This window comes from Marivirga atlantica, assembly GCF_016734805.1.
Lineage (GTDB): Bacteria > Bacteroidota > Bacteroidia > Cytophagales > Cyclobacteriaceae > Marivirga > Marivirga atlantica.
In genome coordinates this window covers 24,488-45,628 of the sequence record NZ_JAERQG010000006.1, presented here as the reverse complement: position 1 = coordinate 45,628, position 21,141 = coordinate 24,488, and the positions used below count along the sequence as shown (strand labels likewise).

11 protein-coding genes are annotated in these 21,141 nt (G+C 36.1%); 10 read left to right on the top strand and 1 reads right to left on the bottom strand.

Going from position 1 to position 21,141, the window contains the following annotated elements; all coding sequences use genetic code 11:
- Window positions 1-22: 22 nt before the first annotated feature.
- Window positions 23-1,411, bottom strand: coding sequence for a sigma-54-dependent transcriptional regulator (locus JKP34_RS17560; RefSeq protein WP_201924443.1), 1,389 nt, complete (start codon window positions 1,409-1,411; stop codon window positions 23-25).
- Between the two features lie 306 nt (window positions 1,412-1,717).
- Between JKP34_RS17560 and JKP34_RS17555 the strand changes: the two genes are divergently transcribed.
- The 10 genes from JKP34_RS17555 to JKP34_RS17510 all read left to right on the top strand — a co-directional run bounded on the left by JKP34_RS17555 (window position 1,718) and on the right by JKP34_RS17510 (window position 21,102).
- Entirely contained in the window at window positions 1,718-2,971 is a 1,254-nt protein-coding gene (locus tag JKP34_RS17555) for an efflux RND transporter periplasmic adaptor subunit (RefSeq protein WP_201924441.1), read from the top strand.
- A 35-nt stretch (window positions 2,972-3,006) separates the two neighbouring features.
- Window positions 3,007-3,705, top strand: a complete 699-nt coding sequence (locus JKP34_RS17550) for an ABC transporter ATP-binding protein (RefSeq protein ID WP_201924439.1) — start codon at window positions 3,007-3,009, stop codon at window positions 3,703-3,705.
- A gap of 98 nt (window positions 3,706-3,803) precedes the next feature.
- Window positions 3,804-6,263 carry an ABC transporter permease gene (locus JKP34_RS17545; RefSeq protein ID WP_236665060.1) on the top strand — a complete coding sequence of 820 codons (2,460 nt, stop codon included), beginning with the start codon at window positions 3,804-3,806 and terminating at the stop codon, window positions 6,261-6,263.
- A gap of 79 nt (window positions 6,264-6,342) precedes the next feature.
- On the top strand, window positions 6,343-8,799 hold the full coding sequence (locus tag JKP34_RS17540; protein WP_201924425.1) for an ABC transporter permease: 2,457 nt from the start codon (window positions 6,343-6,345) through the stop codon (window positions 8,797-8,799).
- A 77-nt stretch (window positions 8,800-8,876) separates the two neighbouring features.
- Entirely contained in the window at window positions 8,877-11,231 is a 2,355-nt protein-coding gene (locus tag JKP34_RS17535) for an ABC transporter permease (RefSeq protein ID WP_201924417.1), read from the top strand.
- Window positions 11,232-11,325: 94 nt separating this feature from the next.
- Window positions 11,326-13,737, top strand: a complete 2,412-nt coding sequence (locus tag JKP34_RS17530) for an ABC transporter permease (RefSeq protein WP_201924410.1) — start codon at window positions 11,326-11,328, stop codon at window positions 13,735-13,737.
- Window positions 13,738-13,816: 79 nt separating this feature from the next.
- Window positions 13,817-16,219, top strand: coding sequence for an ABC transporter permease (locus JKP34_RS17525; RefSeq protein ID WP_201924402.1), 2,403 nt, complete (start codon window positions 13,817-13,819; stop codon window positions 16,217-16,219).
- 254 nt (window positions 16,220-16,473) lie between these two features.
- Entirely contained in the window at window positions 16,474-18,849 is a 2,376-nt protein-coding gene (locus JKP34_RS17520) for an ABC transporter permease (protein ID WP_201924400.1), read from the top strand.
- A 230-nt stretch (window positions 18,850-19,079) separates the two neighbouring features.
- Window positions 19,080-19,772, top strand: coding sequence for an ABC transporter ATP-binding protein (locus JKP34_RS17515; RefSeq protein ID WP_201924394.1), 693 nt, complete (start codon window positions 19,080-19,082; stop codon window positions 19,770-19,772).
- Window positions 19,765-21,102 (top strand): TolC family protein, encoded by a 1,338-nt coding sequence (locus tag JKP34_RS17510; protein ID WP_201924392.1) that lies wholly within the window; start codon window positions 19,765-19,767, stop codon window positions 21,100-21,102. The genes JKP34_RS17515 and JKP34_RS17510 overlap by 8 nt, the downstream gene beginning before the upstream one ends.
- Window positions 21,103-21,141 lie beyond the last annotated feature (39 nt).

Here is a 21,141-nt window from a genome sequence, read left to right as displayed (position 1 = left end):
CTGTTTATTGCTAAAACCTAAATTAAAGCCCGTATTTCTCTAATCTTCTGTATAAAGAGGAGCGTGTAAGCCCAAGCTCCTGTGCAGCTTGCGTGATGTTGCCAAAATTTTTATCCAGAGCCTTTCTTATCAACAGCTTCTCAACTTCTTCAATGTTTAAGTCATCTAACTTTAACTTACCTGATTTAACATCTTCTTTTTGTGAGCTACTAAAAAAGAAATCTTCGGGCTGCAATACAGTTTGACTACTCATGATCACAGCTCTTTCAATGCTATGCTGAAGCTCCCTAATGTTACCTGGCCACTCATACTTCTGCATGCGAGAAATAACAGCATCACTGGCTTTGTGCACTTCTTTATTATACTTCTTGGCGTAGAAATCAATATAATGATCTACTAGGAGTGGGATGTCATCAGTGCGCTCTCTGAGAGCAGGGAGCTGAATTTCTATGGTATTGATTCTATATAATAAATCCTGACGGAATTCACCCTTTTGTATCATTTCCAGAATTGGCATGTTGGTAGCACTTATTAAGCGAATATCTACTTCTACTGCCTTATTACTACCTACACGTGTCACTTTTCTGTTTTGAAGTGCTGTTAAAAGCTTTGCTTGTTGAGGTGGTGTTATATTACCAATTTCATCTAAAAAGAGTGTTCCTTTGTCTGCAATCTCAAACCTTCCGGCTCTGTCTTCTTTCGCATCAGTAAAGGCTCCTTTCTTATGGCCAAATAACTCACTTTCAAAAAGTGATTCAGTAACCGCCCCTAAATCTACGGTTACAAAGGCTTCCTCATCACGATAAGAGTTTCTGTGAATGGCTCTTGCGATCAATTCTTTTCCGGTACCATTTTCTCCTGTTATTAAAACGTTGGCATCCGTTCTGGCAACGCGCTTTATGGTTTCGAATACTTTTTGCATGGCCACACTTTGGCCAATAATATCACGAAACTGCCTGTCTATATCCTGATATAGCTGTTTCTGTTGCGATTTGAGTTTGGTGTTTTGATTGCTAACATCCTTTAATTTCATGGCTGCATGAAGTGTTGCCAACAGCTTATCATTTTCCCATGGTTTGAGCACAAAATCGGTTGCACCTTGTTTAATCGCTTTAACGGCAGTGTTTACATCGCCATAAGCCGTAATCAAAACTACGATTGCCGAAGGATCAATCTCTAATATTTTATCAAGCCAATAATATCCTTCCTGACCTGTACTCACATCTCTTGTAAAGTTCATATCAAGCAAAATGACATCGTAGTTGTCGTTCTTAAGAAGTGTTGGGATTAGCTCTGGCTTACTTTCAATATCAACTCTTGTAAAATGCCTTTTCAGAAATATTTTGGCTGCATTTAGTAAATCTTGATTGTCATCAATAATAAGAATACTGCCGGCTGTTTTATCGCTCATCTGTTGTAATGCTTTTAGGTTGATAGCTCATTGTTCAAATGATGTACCGCTTTTTAATAGATTTAATATTTTTATTAAAAATAGAAGAAAACGTCCGATTACGGTCATTAATGATCGATTTTTATTAAAACGGTAAAATTCAGAAAATAGGGCATTCGTCCGAATTCGGACGAATGCGTATCACACTGGACGCTAAAAAAAGTAACAAATTGTTCTTATGCCATTTTGAAGCAGTTTTACATTATTTGGCATATTAGTTGGCAAATGGAGTTTATAAAAATTGCACAAGCAGCTTAATTAAAATATATGGATAAGAAGATTGAACAAAAGAGGTGGACCACAAAGAAGATTCTAACAATCGGTTTAGGAGTGGTGATTATTTCCTTTGTAGTTTATCAATTACTATTTGCAGATAACAGATCCACGCTTAATGTAAAAAAGGATAGGTTGACAATTGCCACAGTTCAGAATGGTGAGTTCAAAGATTTTATTCCTGTAACCGGTAATGTAGAACCTGGTGAAACTTTTTATCTGGATGCTATTGAAGGTGGCATTATCGCGAGCATCATGAAGGAATCAGGAGCACAGGTGAAGCAAGGCGATACCATTTTAACCCTAACTAATTCTAATTTACAGTTGGAGGTGATGCAAAGAGAAACGCAACTCTATGAACAAATCAATAACCTCAGACAAACCAGATTGCTATTAGATCAAAATGATTTAAGTCAGCAAGCTCAGTTAGCTGAAATTGATTATCAACTCAATCTTCTCCAGCCACAGTATCAACGCTTTAAGAAGCTTTTTGAACAGAAGTTAATTTCAGAAAGAGAATTCGAAGAGGTAAAAGAAAATTATGATTACAACCGAAAAAGAAAGGAACTAACATATACCAGCTATAGAAATGACTCTATTGCAAGAGTGTTTCAACTCAGACAATTGAACAATTCAGAAAGTAGAATGCAGCGTAGCCTTGATGCGGTTGGTAATATACTGGATAATCTAACCCTTAAGGCAACTCGTAATGGACAATTATCAACACCACAGCTTGAGGTAGGTCAGTCGGTAACGAGTGGTCAAAGATTAGGACAGATTGATGTCATGAATAACTACAAAATTAGAGTAGCTATTGATGAGTTATACCTCCCTAGAGTAGATGTTGGTCAGTCGGGCACTTTTAACTTTTCTGGTGATAGTTACTCAGTAACCATTAATAAGATTTATCCAACAATAAGCAACGGCAGGTTTGAAGTTGATATGATTTTTGAAGGTGAAAGTCCACAAGGTATTAAAAGAGGCCAGACAGTTAGAATCAGGTTAGAACTTGGAGCAGCAGAAGAAACTTTACTACTACCTGTTGGTGGCTTCTACAAAGATACAGGTGGTAACTGGGCTTATGTAGTAAGCGAATCAGATAATCAGGTGGCTTATAAGCAGGAGATAAGATTAGGAAGAAAAAATGCGGAATATTATGAGGTACTTGATGGGCTTGAAGTAGGAGATAAGGTAGTAATATCAGGTTATGACAATTACGGAGATAATGAAGTACTCAATCTAAATTAATCAGAATAAAAAGACTCAAAACTAAATTTATAAACATGGATCACGTCATTAAAACAGTAAACTTAAAGAAGCTCTACAGAACTGAGGAAGTGGAGACTACAGCGCTTGATGGAATTAATATTGAAATTATGAAAGGTGAGTTTGTAGCCATAATGGGACCTTCAGGATGTGGCAAATCTACTCTGTTGAACATCTTAGGACTTCTTGATAATCCTGATTCAGGAGAGTATCATTTTACTGATCATGAAGTTTCAGGCTACTCGGAAAGACAAAGAGCGCAGCTAAGAAAAGGCTCGATAGGCTTTGTTTTCCAGAGTTTCAATTTGATAGATGAGCTTACTGTTTTTGAAAATGTAGAGTTGCCTTTGCTTTATATGAAAGTGCCTGCATCAGAACGGAAAACAAAGGTAGAGGAAGTGCTAACCAGAATGAACATTATGCACCGCAGAAATCATTTTCCTCAACAGCTTTCCGGTGGTCAGCAGCAGCGTGTAGCTATTAGTCGGGCTATTGTTGCTAAACCTGACGTAATACTTGCTGATGAGCCTACAGGTAATTTGGATTCTGCCAATGGGGAAGAAGTGATGAAGTTACTCGAACAACTCAATAATGAGGGTACAACCATTGTAATGGTAACGCACTCTCCGCATGACAGTAATTATGCACATAGAGTGATCAATTTATTTGACGGTCAGGTAGTCACAGAGAATATAAGAGAGCAATTCCATGTGTGATAACAATTCCGAATTAAGATTTAAGAATTACGAACTATAAATTGTCTATCCAAAATCTAAAATCATATAAATAAAATTGAACCTCTGAAATAAAGCTTATGCTCAAAAACTATATAAAAATTGCCTTTAGAAACCTGATGAAGTACAAACTTTATACAGGGATCAATCTTGTTGGACTTTCTGTGGGCTTAGGCATAAGTACCTTGATATTCATATTTGTGCAGCATGAAAACTCATTTGATGATTTTCATGAAAATAAAGATCATATCACAAGGGGGTTATGGGAGTCTGGAGAGGTTGGAAATGCAAGTATCAGTGCCAGTACACCTCTTGCTTTACCGGACGTTTTAAAAGAAGAGTTTGATGAAGTTAAGTATGCCACGCATTACATCAATACAGGTGGCTTGATAAAGGCTGAGGGTCAACAAAGTATAGAAGAGTCTTATTTTATAATCAGTGGTGATTTCTTTGAGATATTTTCTTTTGAGACACTGTATGGTTCAAGTAATCCCTTTGGAAATAATGAAACCAATTCTAAAGTAGTTATAACAGAAACTATGGCTCAGAAATTTTTCGGAAAGTCTGATGTAGTAGGGGAAACACTATTGTTTCAGTTGGGCGCTAGTTATGAGCCTTTTAAAGTAGCTTCAGTACTTAAAGATTTACCGAATAATTCTAGCCTTAATTTTCAAATTTTATTACCTGAACAGGTATTAAAAACAATTGCAGGAGATGATTATAACACACGTTGGTTTAATACTTTCGGAGGGAGTTTTGTACAGTTAAAGCCTGAAGCTTCAATCAATAACTTAGAAGCAGGTATCGCTCAATATATTGATAAAACACTTCCTGAAAGAAGCGCTGATGATGCAGTTTTTAATATACTGCTTCAGCCAATTGAGCAAATGCATTTGGATAGTGAAATCCATACTGATTTGGTCAGTTCAACAAACCCGAAATTGTTATGGATATTGTCAGGTGTTTCAATGCTAATCTTATTAATAGCATGTATCAACTTCACAACATTATCCATTGGCAGATCAGCAACTAGAGCTAAAGAGGTAGGTGTTCGGAAAACCATGGGGGCATTGCATAAGCAGCTATTTGGTCAGTTTATGATGGAATCTGTTATTATAACTGTTGTCTCTGCACTGATAGGACTCGTAATTGCGAATTTATTACAGCCTGTGTTAAATGATTTATTTGGTAAGTCATTGCAGATTAGCTTTGGACCGGAACAGATACTGATCATAGTGGGACTACTATTTGTAATAACCTTTATCGCTGGTGCTTATCCGGCATTGTTTCTTTCTCAACTCAAGCCAATAGCTATTCTTAAAAACAATTTGAATGTCAATTTTGGTAAACAGGGTTTAAGAAAGTTTTTATTAGGCTTTCAGCTTTTTTTATCACTCTTTTTAATAGCCTGCACACTCATTATGTATAAGCAAATGCAGACTATTAAAAATTATGATCTGGGCTTTACTACAGATCAGATTTTACTGGTAAATGTGCCCGCTATACCCGATCAAGATTTTACTAAAATCATTTCAAATAGTTTTGAAAAAGCTGAAAAGTATAGAAGAACAATAGCACAAGAAGCCTCAATTGAAAAAACAGCTATAGGTAATGCTACAAACGGTGCTAATACTTGGTGGCAGGGTGGAATAGTAGGTAAAGATGGTAGTATGCGCTATTTTGAGTTTAGTTTTGTTGGGGTGAATTATGCGGATTTGCTCGACCTGGATTTTGTAGCCGGTAGAAATTTCTCGGCAGATATACCATCAGATAGTAATGCCATTATTATCAATCAGGCTTTTGCAGATATGATGAATATGGAAAATCCATTAGAGCAAAGGATTGAAACTAAAGGTGATGAATATGCTGATAAGCGAATTATTGGTGTAATGAAGGATTTCCATCATGCCGCTTTATATAGTGAGATTAAACCTGTAATTATTGCTTTGAAACCAGCCACTTTATTTGAAGGTCTTTTTTCATTAAATATCAATGGAGGTACTAATCCGACAGTTTTTGTAAAAGCGTCATCAAATAATTTTACACAGGTTATTGATAAGTTGAAAAGTTCTTGGAATAATTTATATCCTGAAGAGCCATTCACTTTTTCCTTCTTAGATGAAGTAGTACAACAACAATATGAAGCAGATCAGCAATTAGGCAAAATGGTTGGCATGGCAGCATTGGTAGCAATCATTATTGCCAGCATGGGACTATTTGCTTTAGCTTCCTTGGCCATTTCGGGCAGACTAAAGGAAATAGGTATCAGAAAAGTCATGGGCGCTTCTGCTTTTAACATTTCTGTTTTGTTTAATAAGGAATTCTTAAAGATCACTGTCATTGGTGTGGTGGCTGCTTTACCTGTTAGCTATTGGCTAATGAATGAGTGGCTTAAACAGTTTGAAGTGAAAACAGCTCCAGGATTAGGTGTATTTGTGCTTACAGTATTGTTAGGTGTGTTTTTTACCATTTTAATAGTATCGGTACAAACTATCAATGCCAGTTTAACAAATCCGATAAAAACACTTAAAGACGAATGATACGATTTACGAATGAAGAATTCTTAAATCCAAAATCAAAACTCGTAGCTCCCAAATCGTACTTCTAAAATCCAATATTATGTTAAAAAACTATCTAAAAATCGCCTGGCGGAATATCAGAAAGCATAAGCTTTATTCTGTCATTAATGTAGTCGGCTTATCTGTTGGAGTAGCCTGTACTTTAATTATCTCCCTTTTTGTAATTCAGGAAATGAGCTATGATAGTTTTCATAAAAACAGTGAAAATATCTACCGTACCACCCGAGATATTACTGTAGGAGACAACTATTATCATTTTGCCGTTTCACCAGCACCATTAGGGCCAGCTTTATTAGAAGAGGTACCTGAAGTAAAAAAATCAGTGCGTTTGCGTAATGTAGGTACCATGGTGGTAAAGAGACCTGTCGCACAGCAGAGCTTTAAGGAAGTTAGTCTTGTATGCGCTGATTCTGGCTTTTTTGATCTGTTTACTTTCAATCTATTGGAAGGTCAAAGTAAAGAACAGTTAAAGTTACCTTTCACCATGGCCATCAGTAATACAGTAGCCAAAAAATACTTTCCGAATGAAAGCCCTATTGGAAAGACTCTTATACTGGATGGTGAAGATGAGTATCAGATAACGGGAGTTTTTGGGGATATGCCTGTCAATTCGCATCTCCAGTTTGATTTTGTCATGTCCATGAGTTCAATTCCTGATCAGGCGCAAAATACCAATTGGACCAGCAACAATTTTTTCACTTATTTCGAAATACGAGAAGACGCTGATCCAAAGGCTGTAATTGCCAAAATAAACGAAATGGCCGATAAGGAAGTAGCGGTTGTGTTACAGCAATACATGGATGGCAAAACGCTTGAAGAATTTAGGGCAGAGGGCAACTCAATGGATTTTGCCTTACAACCATTAGAAGATATCTACCTTACTTCTGATTTCACTTTTGATATTGGTAAAACTGGTAATAGATCATATGTGGTATTGTTTGGGTTTATTGCGGTATTCATCATAGTACTAGCCTGCATAAACTTTATGAATTTATCAACGGCACGTTCTACCCACAGAGCTAAAGAAGTGGGGGTAAGAAAGGTGCTTGGTTCTGTTAAAATGAATCTGATTAATCAGTTTTTAACAGAGTCTATTTTAATTAGCCTGGTATCTTTTATTCTAGGCATGTTCATAGTGGTCTTAGTGCTACCGTATTTCAATAATCTTACAGACAGACAATTGAGCCTCCCGGAAAGCAGTCCATTATTTATTGCTGTTATTCTATTGTCAACATTAGTGGTTGGTATACTTGCCGGTTTATATCCAGCCTTTTATCTGAGTAATTTTAAACCTGTAGAAACCCTGAAAGGCAAGCTATCAATTGGAACGGGTAATGGTTTTATTAGAAGTGGATTGGTAGTGTTTCAGTTCTTCATCAGCATATTACTGATCATAGGTACCGTATCAGTCTATAAACAACTCAGATTTATTCAGGATAAAAAAATAGGCTTTGAGAAAGATCAGGTAATTCTATTGCAAGATCCCTATATGCTCGAAGAGCAAACTCGGGCGTTTAAGGAGGAAGTGAAAAATATCCCTCATGTGGAGTCAGCGAGTTATAGCGGTTTCTTGCCAGTAAGTGGTTATAACAGAAGTGATAATACCTATTGGCCTGATGGTGAAGATGCCTCAGAAAGTAATATGGTAGGTTTGCAAATTTGGAGAGTTGATGGCGATTATGTCAACACCATGGGTATGGAGCTGTTGGCAGGGAGAAACTTTAATGAGCAAATAGCTTCTGATTCATCTTCAGTAATTCTTAATAAAAGAGCATTCCAAATGTTTGGTTTTAAAGAAGGAGAGGAGAATTATATTCAAACAAATGCTTTTGACGAAGAAACAGGCAGGCCTCTGACGAACATCTTCGAGAAATATAAAGTGATTGGCACCATAGAAGATTTTCATTATGAATCTATGAAGCAAAATATTGGACCTGTAGGGCTCTTTTTGGCGCCAAGCAGAAGTGTACTTTCTATAAAAGTTGATACTGATAATTTTTCCGAAACATTAGCTCAACTAGAGGCGGTTTGGAAAAAGTTCGGCCCAAATTTACCCTTCAACTATACTTTTCTGGACGAAGATTTCGGCAACATGTATAATTCAGAACTAAGGTTAGCACAGGTATTTAGCATTTTTGCAGGTTTAGCCATTTTCATTGGCTGTCTCGGCTTGTTCGCTCTGGCTTCCTTCATGGCTGAGCAAAAGGCAAAAGAAATAGGTATTAGAAAGGTACTTGGCGCTTCTGTGAATAGCATTTTGCTCATGTTTTCAAAGCAGTTCACAAAATTGGTAATTATAGCCTTTTTATTGGCCGTTCCATTAGCATGGTGGGGCATTAATTCATGGCTTGGTAATTATAGTTACCGGGTGGAAATAGGTTGGGAATTATATCTGATTGCGGGTTTAATAGCCTTTGCTATTGCATGGTTTACTGTATCCTACCATTCAATTAGAGCAGCTATTAGTAACCCCATAAAGTCATTAAAAGATGAATAGCATCAATTACGAATTACGATTTCAGATTGACGAATAACAAATCGTAAATCTGAAATCATCAATCTAAACTCAAAGCTATGTTTAAGAACTATCTCAAAATTGCACTCAGAAATTTAACCAGAAACAAGACTTTCACCTTCCTTAATATAACAGGACTTATTGTTGGGATGGTTGGTGCAATGTTGATTGGCTTGTGGGTTATTCGTGAAGTTAGTGTAGATAGATTTCATGAAAAAGGTGAGCAAATTTATCAGGCCTGGAATAGGGATAAAGTAGACGGAGAAATTTGGTGCTGGACCAGTACACCTAAACCTTTGGCGCCCGTTTTGGCTGACGACTTTCCTGAAATAGTCAATTATTCAAGGTATAGTGATGCCGGTAATCTAATCTTTAAAAAAGATAATAATTTTTTAAAAGGAAACTCATTTTTTGTTGATTCTACTTTTTTACAAATTTTTAGCTTTCCATTGATTGAAGGAGATATCAATACTGTTTTAAATGAGCCGATGTCAGTAGTAATTACTGAGGAACTTGCTCAAAAACTCTTTGGAAATGATGATGCACTTAATCAAATAGTTAAAGTAGAAAACAGTATTGAACTAAAGGTCACAGGTGTCTTAAAAGGTCTTCCTACAGTAACCGATTTTGAATTTGAGGCGCTGTTACCTTGGTCGCTTATGGTTCAGTTAGGCTATGCAGACAATAGCTGGTCAAACAATTCTGTGGCAACTTTTTTAGAATTAGAAAAGGATGTGGACGTAACTGCCTTGAATGATAAAGTTAAAAATGTCACAAAAAATCATTCGCAAGGAAGCACAACCGAGGTTTTTCTTTATCCATTGGAGGAGTCTTATTTGAGAGATAATTTCGTGAATGGTAAACCGGCTGGCGGTAAAATTGATCTGGTTTATCTTTTTCTCATGATTGCTATTTTAATTATAGTAATTGCGTGCATAAACTTTGTTAACCTGACGACAGCCCGCAGTGAAAGACGAGCAAAGGAGGTGGGTATTAGAAAACTTTCAGGTGCTTTTAGAGGGATGTTAATAAGCCAATTTTTAATAGAAGCTTTTTTGCTTACTGCGTTTAGTACGATAATTGCCCTTATACTAGTTCAATTACTGCTTCCATCTTTTAATACACTTATCGATTTAGAGCTTAGTATTCCATACAGTCAACCTTATTTTTGGCTTGGCGTTTTGGTATTTGTTGTCTTAACCGGTCTTTTAGCCGGTAGTTATCCTGCTTTCTTTCTTTCATCTTTTAAGACTTCACAAGTTTTAAAGGGCAGTTTTAAAAAGATAGGATCTCACTTTTCTCCTAGAAAGATTCTCGTAGTTAGTCAGTTTACTTTTGCTATTATTCTAATTGCTTCAACAATTATTATCAGGCAACAGATAAAACATGCCCAAAATAGAACAAAAGGATATGATCAGTCGCAGCTTATTTATCATAACCTAAATGATCAAATTGAGCAAGGTTTTGTTTCATTTCGAGAAGAAGCACTTCAGTTGAAACTGGTTCAGGGAATGTCAAAGTCAATGTCTCCAATTACATACAGCACAACCAATTCATGGGGAATGGATTGGGAAGGAAAAGATCAAGATAACAAGCAACTAATTCATCGATTCGGAACGGATATAAAACCTGTAGAGCTTTTTGGTCTTACGCTTGTTGCTGGTCGTGATATTGATGTGACTAAATATGCAACAGATTCAACTGCGGTCATTTTGAATGAATCAGCTGCAGAAATAATGGGATTCGATGATCCTATTGGTCAAACTATTTCTGATGGACCAAAATATCATGTAGTTGGCGTGGTGGAAGATTTTATAATGGGTTCACCTTTTGAAAAAGTGATTCCTTTAGTAATTGAAAGCTCCGCAAGTTGGTTCGAAACATTTCATATGAAGCTCAATCCTGAATTGAACACCAAAGAAAATATAGCTGCAATCGAACAGCTTTTTGAAAAACATTTTCCTGACATACCTTTTGAGTATGAATTTGTTGATGAGGCATTTGCTAATCAATACAAGGAGCAGGAACGTTTTGTAACCCTCACTACTTTATTTTCAAGTTTAGCAGTCATCATTTCTTGTTTAGGTTTATTTGGGTTATCAGCATTTGCCGCAGAACAGAGAAGTAAGGAAATAGGAGTGAGAAAAGTATTAGGAGCTTCCGTAGCAAGGATCTTAATATTACTGTCGAGTGATTTTCTAAAATTGATATTAATTGCAATAGCCATTGCTACTCCACTAACATGGTACCTTATGAGTGAATGGCTTCAAAGCTTTGAATATCGGACTACGATTTCAGCTGGAGTTTTCATAGTAGCTTCTATTTTGGCACTAGGAATTGCTTTGCTGACTGTAATCGGGCAGACTTATAGAACCGCCAATTTAAATCCTGTAAAATCACTGAAAGACGAATAGCTCCAAAACGAATTACTCCAAAACGAATTACGATTTCAGATTGACGAATTAGCAAATCGTAAATCTCAAATTATCAATCTAAACTCTAAAGCTTATGTTTAAGAACTACATTAAAATATTCTTCCGCCAACTATTTAAAAACAAGGCCTACTCAGTTATCAATATTGGTGGATTGGCATTTGGTATTGCAGCCGTCTTATTTATAGCTACTTATGTGAATTTTGAAAATAGTTATGATAAAGACATTGCAGCATCAGATCAGCTCTACAGAATTAATTTGACATCTTTTGCTGACGGCAAGCTGATGCAAGAAAGTTCTAGAACTTCACCAGCTATAGGTGGTATAGCGCAGAATGAAATTAGTGGAATAGAGGAAATGAGTAGGGTTGTGATCTTGGGTGAATCAATTGTTGGGCATAACAATAATTTTGTTAGAGAGCTTCAGATCTTTCTTACCGATCCGAATTACTTCAAGTTGTTTGATATAGAAGTAGTTAAGGGAAATACTTCAGAAATGGACCAACCTTTAACTGTTATGATATCTTCAAGCATTGCTAAAAAGGTTTTTGAAGATAAAAATCCTGTTGGGGAAACATTAGCTATCAATAGCTCAAATTTTGATGGCTCAGTGGATTTTAAGGTGGCTGGTGTCTTTGAAGAGCTGCCGGAGAATCGACATTTGAAACCTCAGATTTTAATTTCTTATGCTACCTTACATCATTTTATCGGCAAACAGATTGATCAATCATACGATTGGCTGAACCTCTATACTTATGTTACGACTGGTAAAAACACTTCTATTGAGCAACTTAATGATCAGTTTAATGCAGTACTCAATAAGAATTACGGAAAGCAATTGGAGGCCTCAGGAAGCGAGTGGGAACTAGGATTACAACCAGTTAATCAGATTCACACATCTACGAATTATGCGGGAGAATATGAGGCAGGTATTGATGGAGAAAAACTCCAGTATTTTGTTTGGGTGGCCATTTTTGTACTCTTAATGATTTATATAAATAGTATTAATATAAGCAATACCAGAGCGCATAATAGGGTGAAAGAAATTGGCGTGAGAAAAGTAACAGGGGGCACTAAAAAGCAGCTTTTTGTTCAGTTCATTTTTGAAAGTTTCATGATCAACTTACTAGCCATTTTAATTGCAGCGCTCATCCTTACTTTCTGGGCTCCATTTTTAGTTGACTGGTTTAATTTAAATATCACACCTGAATTTTTTAAACCTACCCAGTACTTAGGCATATTAGTGGTACTATGGTTTTTTGGGAGTTTAATTTCCGGTTTTTATCCTGCCATGTTATTGACTTCCTTTGCCCCAGCTAAAATCCTTAAAGGGAATTTCAATTTTAAACTCAAGCAGAGTTTGGCTAAACCTTTATTGGTAGTTCAATTGATTTTTTGTCTGGTGATATTATCTGGAATACTTACTACCTATTTTCAACTTGACTTTATAAGAAATCAAGAGTTAGGCTTAGCTCTTGAAGATAAATTGGTTGTGCGTTCACCCATGCTTTTTGTGGAAGGTAGTGGAAATTACCAGGAGCAAATGAGAAATGCTATGACTTCCATAGAGGGTATTAAAGCTGTGGCAGCTACTAATGAAATTCCAGGCAATGAAATTTACTGGCGAACTGATGAAGTATTTGTCGAGGGAAAAGAAAAAGGCGGAAATGTCTTTACATACCTTCATGTAGGGGACGGTTATTTTGATGTTTTTGATATTAATTTACTAGCAGGTAAAAGCTTTAATACGGATTTGGATTATGGACAAGAGGCCATTATTAATGAAAAGGCATTACAATCTTTAGGATTTTCCGAGCCTTCGGAGGTGATTGGGAAAAAACTTCATCTTAATCAGGGAGCTGTACCGGTAGTTGGCGTTGTGGAAGATTTCCGACAACAAGGTGTAAAAGCTGAAGTTGACCCAGCAGTGCTGAATTATTCTCCAGGTGATTTAAATTATTATGTTTTGGATGTAGAAAAGGGTAAAATAGAAGAACTCTTGCCTGTGGTTGAAGCTACTTATATTAAACTTTTCACTAATTCTCCTTTTGAATATTATTTTCTCGATGAACATTTTGATAAGCAATATAAAAGCGAGAAACAGTTTGCTCAACTGTTTTCATTAGCTGCTATTATTGCCATCATAATTGCTGTTATGGGCATTGTTGGCGTAACCACACAATTGATGCTACAACGGACTAAAGAAGTGAGCATCAGAAAAATTATGGGAGCTTCTTTTCAGGATATACTCCTGATCATTTCAAAGGAATATGTATGGTGGTTTACTATATGTTTTGCTGTAGGTATTCCGGTTGCCTATCTGTTGTTTACTAATTGGCTTAAAAGCTTCATTGTAGGTATAGAATTAGGATGGTGGTTTTACCTCATTCCTGCTTTTATAGTCGTGTTTATTTTTGTGGCATCTACTTTATATCAAAGTTTAAAAACAGCTTTGGTTAATCCAGCAGATACACTGAAGGACGAATGAAACGAATTACAAATTCCTAAATCCAAAAAAACCAAATCGTACCACATACCTCTAAAATCATCAATCTAAACTCAAAATTATGTTTAAGAACCACTTCAAAATCGCCCTAAGAAATATTAGAAAGCAAGGCCTAAGGTCTGTTATACATGTTATAGGTTTGTCTATTGGTGTAGCTGTTTGCTTTGTGATTTATAATCTGGTGAGCTTCGAGTATAGTTTTGATAAGTTTCATAAAGATTCAGATCAGATTTACCGAGTAACCACTGTAACCAGTAATGGGGTAGAAGATTGGCCTAATCCGGGTGCACCATTTCCCATTGGGCCTGCTATTAGTAATGAGATGTCAGCTGTAAACAATGTAGCACAAATATTTGATACTTATCGTATTATGGTTGGTACATTTGCGGACGAGCAGAAGTTCGGAGTTAAACAAACTGTCACTTATGCTGATCAGCATTACTTTGAAATATTTGATTATAAATGGTTAGCAGGAAATAAGGAAAGTAGTTTATCCGAAGCTAACGAAGTGGTTTTAACTGAGACTTCTGTTAAACAATATTTCGGAGCAATAGAACCGGAAGAAGCTATAGGAAAGGAATTAATTTATGCTGATTCTATTCCTTTTTATGTAAGTGGTGTTGTGGCCGATTTTCAAGAGAATTCAGACCTCAAGTTTACCGATTTTCTTTCATTACAGACGGCCAAATCAAATAAGGATATTTCAATCAGATTAAATATAGAGGAGTGGAACTCTGTCAATAGTTCTTCTCAAACCATTGTTAAACTTCACCAAAATCAAGAGGCCAAAGCCGAAAAAGAGCTTGCTGTTATTGATGAAAAGTATGGTGAAGACGATGAAGAATGGACAACTACTTTCAATCTCGAACCTTTAAGTGAATGGCATTTCAGCAGCAATTTCAATTACCGCTCTGCTGACAAATCAGTCCTTAATGGTTTAATGCTTATAGGTTTGTTTATACTGGTAATTGCTTGCATAAATTTTATCAATTTGGAATCAGCCCAGGCTAGGTTAAGATCGAAAGAGGTTGGAATTAGAAAAACACTTGGTAGCAGCAGGAAGCAGTTGATTATACAATTTCTGATGGAAACTTATGTAATCATACTGTTAGCTATCATCTTCGGTCTAATACTTAGCCAGTTTGGAATAAGGTATTTTGCTGATATACTTCCAAATACCTTTGAGCTGGATTACCTATCTATGGAAAATCTCATTTTCCTACTTTCCCTATCAGTTATGGTACTTTTCTTATCTGGTTTGTATCCGGCCATGATATTGTCAGGTTACACTCCAATTAAAGCTCTAAACAATAAAAAGGAGTTCAAACCTGGATTTAACCTACAGTATCTCATTCGTAAAAACCTGATTATTTTACAATTCAGTTCTTCTATTGCTTTCATAATAGCTGTTTTAGCCATTAACAACCAGATTTCATTTTTAATGAATAAAGATGTTGGCTTCAATAAGGAAGCTGTTTTACACATCAGTACGCCATTTCAGAGCACTTTAGATAATACCGTTAAATTGAAAAATAATTTGGCAAGTTTATCTGACGTTAAATCAACCAGCATGTCAAGTGGAACCTTAGTTTCCAATTCTATTTGGACAAGTTCTGTAGAACACGAAGTAAACGGTGAATTGGTTGAAGTAGGCGTACAAACTAAAGTAGCCGATACCAATTATTTGGCCTTGTATGAAGTGCCTCTTTTAGTTGGACGCAATTACTCAACTGACGAATCGGAAGTAGTAATAAATGAATCAGCATTAACTGCTTTAGGGATTAGTAGCCCAATAGACGCATTGGGAAAACACCTGGTATATGATGAAAAAGATATGACTGTTGTGGGCGTGATTAAAAATGTACACACCAGATCACTTCATGAAGAAATAAGGCCGCTATTAGTAGGAAATGGAATACGCAATTTATTTACAGTTAACATCAAACTCAATAAGGGCGCTAATTTGGCAAGTGCTGTAGACGCTATTCAAAATGCGGTGAAATCTATTTATTCCGTTGAACGACCAGAGATTAAATTTCTTGATGAAACTGTTGAAGGCTTTTATCAAAGTGAAGTAAGGCTGCGTAAAATTCTCTTCTTTGCTACCATCATGGCTATTCTTATTAGTGCCTTAGGTCTGTTTGGATTAGCTTCCTTTACCATTTCTCAAAGGACTAAAGAGATTAGCATCAGAAAAGTATTGGGTGCATCTGTTGCAGAATTGATTGTTTTAATTTCAAAAGAATATGCAATCCTGATAGGTATAGCCTTTTTGCTAGCGGCTTATCCGGCCTGGTACTTTATAAAAGATTGGCTCAATGGCTTTCAATACAAAATAGAAGTTCCTTATGGTGTTTTCATATTAGCAGGAATTATAGCCTTAATTCTCTGTATGACAATTGTCAGCTTTCATTCATTACGAGCAGCAAGCTCTAATCCAGCAAAAATTTTGAAAGACGAATAATGGCAATTTTCAATTATGAATTAACAATTAACAATGATCAATTGGTGACATCTGCTTGAACAAACATATTGATCATTGATAATTGTACATTGTTAATAATGAAATGAACGCCCGCTAACGGACGAAACCAAAGCAATTACGAACACAGAACTAATGAAAAGGTTCAATGTAAGGCTATAACACACTCTTTCTTCCGTGGCACTACAATTGAATACTCCTCTTGGTATTGAGTATTTAAGTTAAACCAACCGAATATGTTTAAGCATAACCTTCTTATTATTTACCGTAATTTCAGACGTTTTAAAAGCACATTTTTTATTAATCTTTTAGGACTTTCAACAGGCATGGCGTGTACATTGCTTATTTACCTGTGGGTGAACGATGAGCTCTCTGTTGATAAGTTTCATGAAAAGGATGACCAACTATATCAGGTTTATATGCATCATGAAGAAAATGGAATGATTCGCTCTGCTCCACCCGTACCTGCGCTTTTAGCTGATGTAATGAGGGAAGAGGTGCCAGAAGTACTTATGGCAGTGGAAGATACCGATACTAATGACTTTGGCGAAGGGTTCTCTTTATCAATCGGAAGTGAAAGAATAAAAGCACGTGGTAAATTTTCTGGTGAAGAATATTTTCAACTTTTCTCCTTCCCATTTTTAAAGGGAAATGCTGAAAACTCGCTGGAGAATAAATATGACATCGTTTTAACGGAATCAATAGCGAAAAAGCTTTTTGGAACTACTGAAGTAATTGGTAAAAGCCTTGAGTGGCAGATTCTAAAATTCAAAGGACAAGCAACTGTTTCAGGAGTTATAAATGATTTACCTAAAAACAGCACAGAATCCTTTGAATTTGTATTGCCTTTTTCTGTTTTTATTGATGACCTAATGGGGCCTGAACGCAATCATTGGGGAAATTATATTGCACTTACCTACGTGCAACTAGCTGAAGGGGCAAATGTAGAAAAGGTCAATAATAAAATAGCTCCAATAATTAAAAGTAGGGTGCCACAGACGAATGTTCAGCCATTCGTAAAAAAATATTCAAGCAAATATTTATACGGAAAATTTGAAAATGGTAAAGTAGCTGGAGGAAGAATAAGCTACGTACGGTTATTCATTATCATAGCATTCTTTGTCTTAGCTATTGCATGTATTAATTTCATGAATTTAAGCACGGCAAGAGCTTCAAAACGCTTAAAAGAAATAGGCGTGAAGAAAACCTTAGGTGCTAACAGAAAGCAACTTGTTCTACAGCATTTGGGAGAATCAGTTACCTTGACGTTACTCTCATTGATATTGGCCTATCTTTTTGTGTTGTTATTGTTGCCGCAGTTTAATAACATAACTGATAAACAGTTGAGTATCGACCTGAATCCAAACCTAATTTTAGCAACGTTTAGTATTACTCTTTTCACAGGTTTATTAGCTGGAAGCTATCCTGCTTTTTATCTTTCAAGATTTAAGCCTGTTAGCATTCTTAAAGGAAAACTAAAAACCTCAACTGGTGAAGTTTGGACGCGTAAGGGATTAGTTGTTTTTCAATTTATAGTTTCTATTATTTTATTGGTGTCTGTCTGGGTGGTTTATAAACAAATTGAATTTGTTCAAAATAAGAACCTAGGTTATGATAGACAAGAGGTGATCAAAATCCCAATTGAAGGAGCTGTAGCCGGACATTTGGAATCATTTTTAACTAAGTTAAAAGAAGTGCCAGGCGTTATGAATGCTTCGGCTACTACACATTCCATTGTAAAAAGTGGTGCTTCAACTACCGGAGTAACTTGGGAAGGCAAAAATCCTGAAAGTAATATTTTATTTGAGCAAGCCCGAGCCTACTATGGTTTGATTGAAACACTAGGAATTAAAATGAAAGAGGGCAGAAGCTTCTCCGAAAATTATCAGGCAGAAGAAGATAAAATTATTTTTAATGAGGCAGCCATTAAAGTGATGGGATTAGAAGATCCAATCGGTAAAACAGTTACAATGTGGGGTAATGAAAAAACAATAATAGGAGTAGTAAAAGACTTCAATTTTTCTTCGTTACATGAAGAAGTATCTCCAATGCTATTTCATTTTGATAAAAGCTTTATGCTTAGCATTTTTGCTAAAATACAAACTTCTCAAACAGAAGTTACACTCGATCATATTAAAAAGCTTTATGGTGATTTTAATCCTAATTTCACATTGGATTATGAGTTTCTAGATGCCAATTATCAGGCTCAGTATCAAGCGGAGCAAAGGGTGTCTTTACTTAGCCGATACTTTGCAGGAATTGCGATTATTATTTCCTGTTTAGGTTTGTTCGGCTTAGCAGCCTTTACAGCTGAGCGCAGGCAAAAAGAAATTGGTATCCGTAAAATTTTGGGTGCCGGTGGATTGCAAATTATACAACTGCTTTCTGCTGATTTCACTAAGATGATATTAATAGCAATTGTTGTGGCTTTACCCTTAAGCTTCTGGATTATGTCAAATTGGCTTGATGGTTTTGCTTATAGGATTGATCCTGAATGGTGGTATTTTGCTGGAGTAGGAATAATAGCCTTGCTGATTGCATGGCTTACAATTAGCTTTCAGATTATTAAATCGTTACGAATCAATCCTGCAATTACTTTGAAAGACGAATGATGGCAATTATCAATTATGAATTAACAATGATCATTTAGAGGAGTCTAGGAGTACCGACATATTGATCATTGATAATTGCACATTGTTCATTGGAAAAAAGGTGTCCGATATCGGATAATTTCTTTCAAATTCAGACAGCCAAGCTGACAGAAAATACATTTAAAGCAATTTAAGGGCTTATTTTAATATGGCATGCCATTTGGCTTAAGTACGCAAAACAAAATTGAACTATGATAAAGCTTACAGATATTGACAAAACCATTTCCAGTAAATTCCAGAAGGAATTTATTCTGAAAGGTATCAACCTTGAAATTGAAGAAGGTGAATTTGTTACCATAATGGGCCCAAGCGGAGCAGGTAAATCTACCTTATTGAATATTATTGGATTGCTTGATGATGCCTCAGCAGGTCAGTATTTATTAGGTGAAGAAGATCTTACTTCTTTAAGTGACAAGCGTAAGGCCAAAATGCATAAAGAGCATTTCGGTTTTGTGTTTCAGGCTTATCATTTAATTGATGAGTTAACGGTTTACGAAAACATTGAAACACCTCTTCTTTACAGAAATGTAAAATCATCGGAACGTAAAAGCTTGGTAGCTGAAATCTTAGATCGTTTCGGTATGGTTGCTAAGAAGGATCTATTCCCTGCTCAACTTTCTGGTGGACAGCAGCAGTTGGTGGGGGTAGCAAGAGCTATTATTGGTAAGCCATCAATTCTCTTGGCAGATGAACCGACTGGTAATTTACATTCGGCTCAGTCAAAAGAAATTATGGAGCTTTTTCAAAAGCTGAATGATGAAGGTACCACCATTATTCAAGTAACACACTCTGAAGACAATGCGAAATATAGCAAGCGAATTATAGAGTTAGAGGATGGTGCAATTGTAAAGGATTATAACAGTCAAGAAGCACAGCATGCATAAATTAAAATCACTTATCATTGTGCTGTCCTTAATGAATTGTTTGAACAGCTATGCTCAGGAAAAAAAGCTTATCACTTTTGAAGAGGCAGTTGCCATAGGTCTTAAAAACAATGTTGATGTCTTAAAGAGTAGCAATGAACTTGTAGCATTGGAAACCAATAAAACCTCGACTATTATGTCCTTTTTACCAAGTGTAAGTGCAGATTTATCTGCTACACGCCAGGAAGGACAGCAGTTTCAATTGGTGGAAGATGGTTTCGAAATATCTAACGTGCAAGCCGATAGACTTTCAGGTGGGATAGGTGCTAACCTTTCTATTTTCGAAGGTTTCCGTAAAGTAAACAATTACAGAATTGCCGAACTCAATAAAGTAGCTCAGGAGAAAGCCTTAGGTAGAAGCAAACAAGAATTGGTATTCAATATTGCACAACAATATCTCCAGATTTTACTTGATGAAGAACTCTTAAAGATAGCAGAAAAGAATGTTCAGAATCAGCAGGATCAATTAAGTAGAATTAGAGGATTTGTTGAAGGTGGATTGCGTCCTCAGGCAGATTTATTCAGTCAGCAAGCATCTGTTAAACAATTAGAATTAGCTTTAATTGAAGCTGAAAATACTTTATTACTTGATAAGGCAAGTTTTGCCAGCTTATTGTTGTTACCTCCTTTTACTGAGTTTGAAATAGAAAAAATGGATGATGTAACCAATGGTATTGCTAATATGCCACAGTTACAATCTCTTTATGAGGAAGCATTAAGTCAGAGACTTGATTTGCAACAACTTCAATTACAAACTGAATCTGCTCAAAAGAATATTGCTGCTTCCAGAGCGGCTGTGTACCCAAGTTTGAGCGCTTTTTATAATTATTCCTCGCAATACAGTTCTTTGAACGATTTATCTTTCAGAAATCAGCTTACTAATTTGTACCCGACTAATGTGGTTGGGCTAAATTTGAACATCCCTATATTTAGTAATTTTAATAATAAAGCAAATGTCTCGAGGGCAAAGGTGACTTATGAAAACAATCAACTTGATGTACAGAATTTAAAGCGAACCATTTTTGAGGATGTTCAGAATGCTTACCTTAATTATCAGGCTGCTGAAAAAAGGTTAGAAGTAAGTCAGGTTGCTGCTACTTCAGCTGAAGAAGCTTATAATATTCAGTCTCAACGGTATGACGAGGGCTTAGCCAATTTATCTGAACTGGCCGTTGCTAATCAAAACTTTGTTAGTGCGCAGTCCAATGCACAGCAAGCCAGGTTTACTTACCTATTTCAGCAGATCATTGTGGATTATCAGGTGGGTATATTAAATGTAGATAGTCTTTAATCTGATAGAACAATATTCTATTCTGCTCGTTTTCCATGC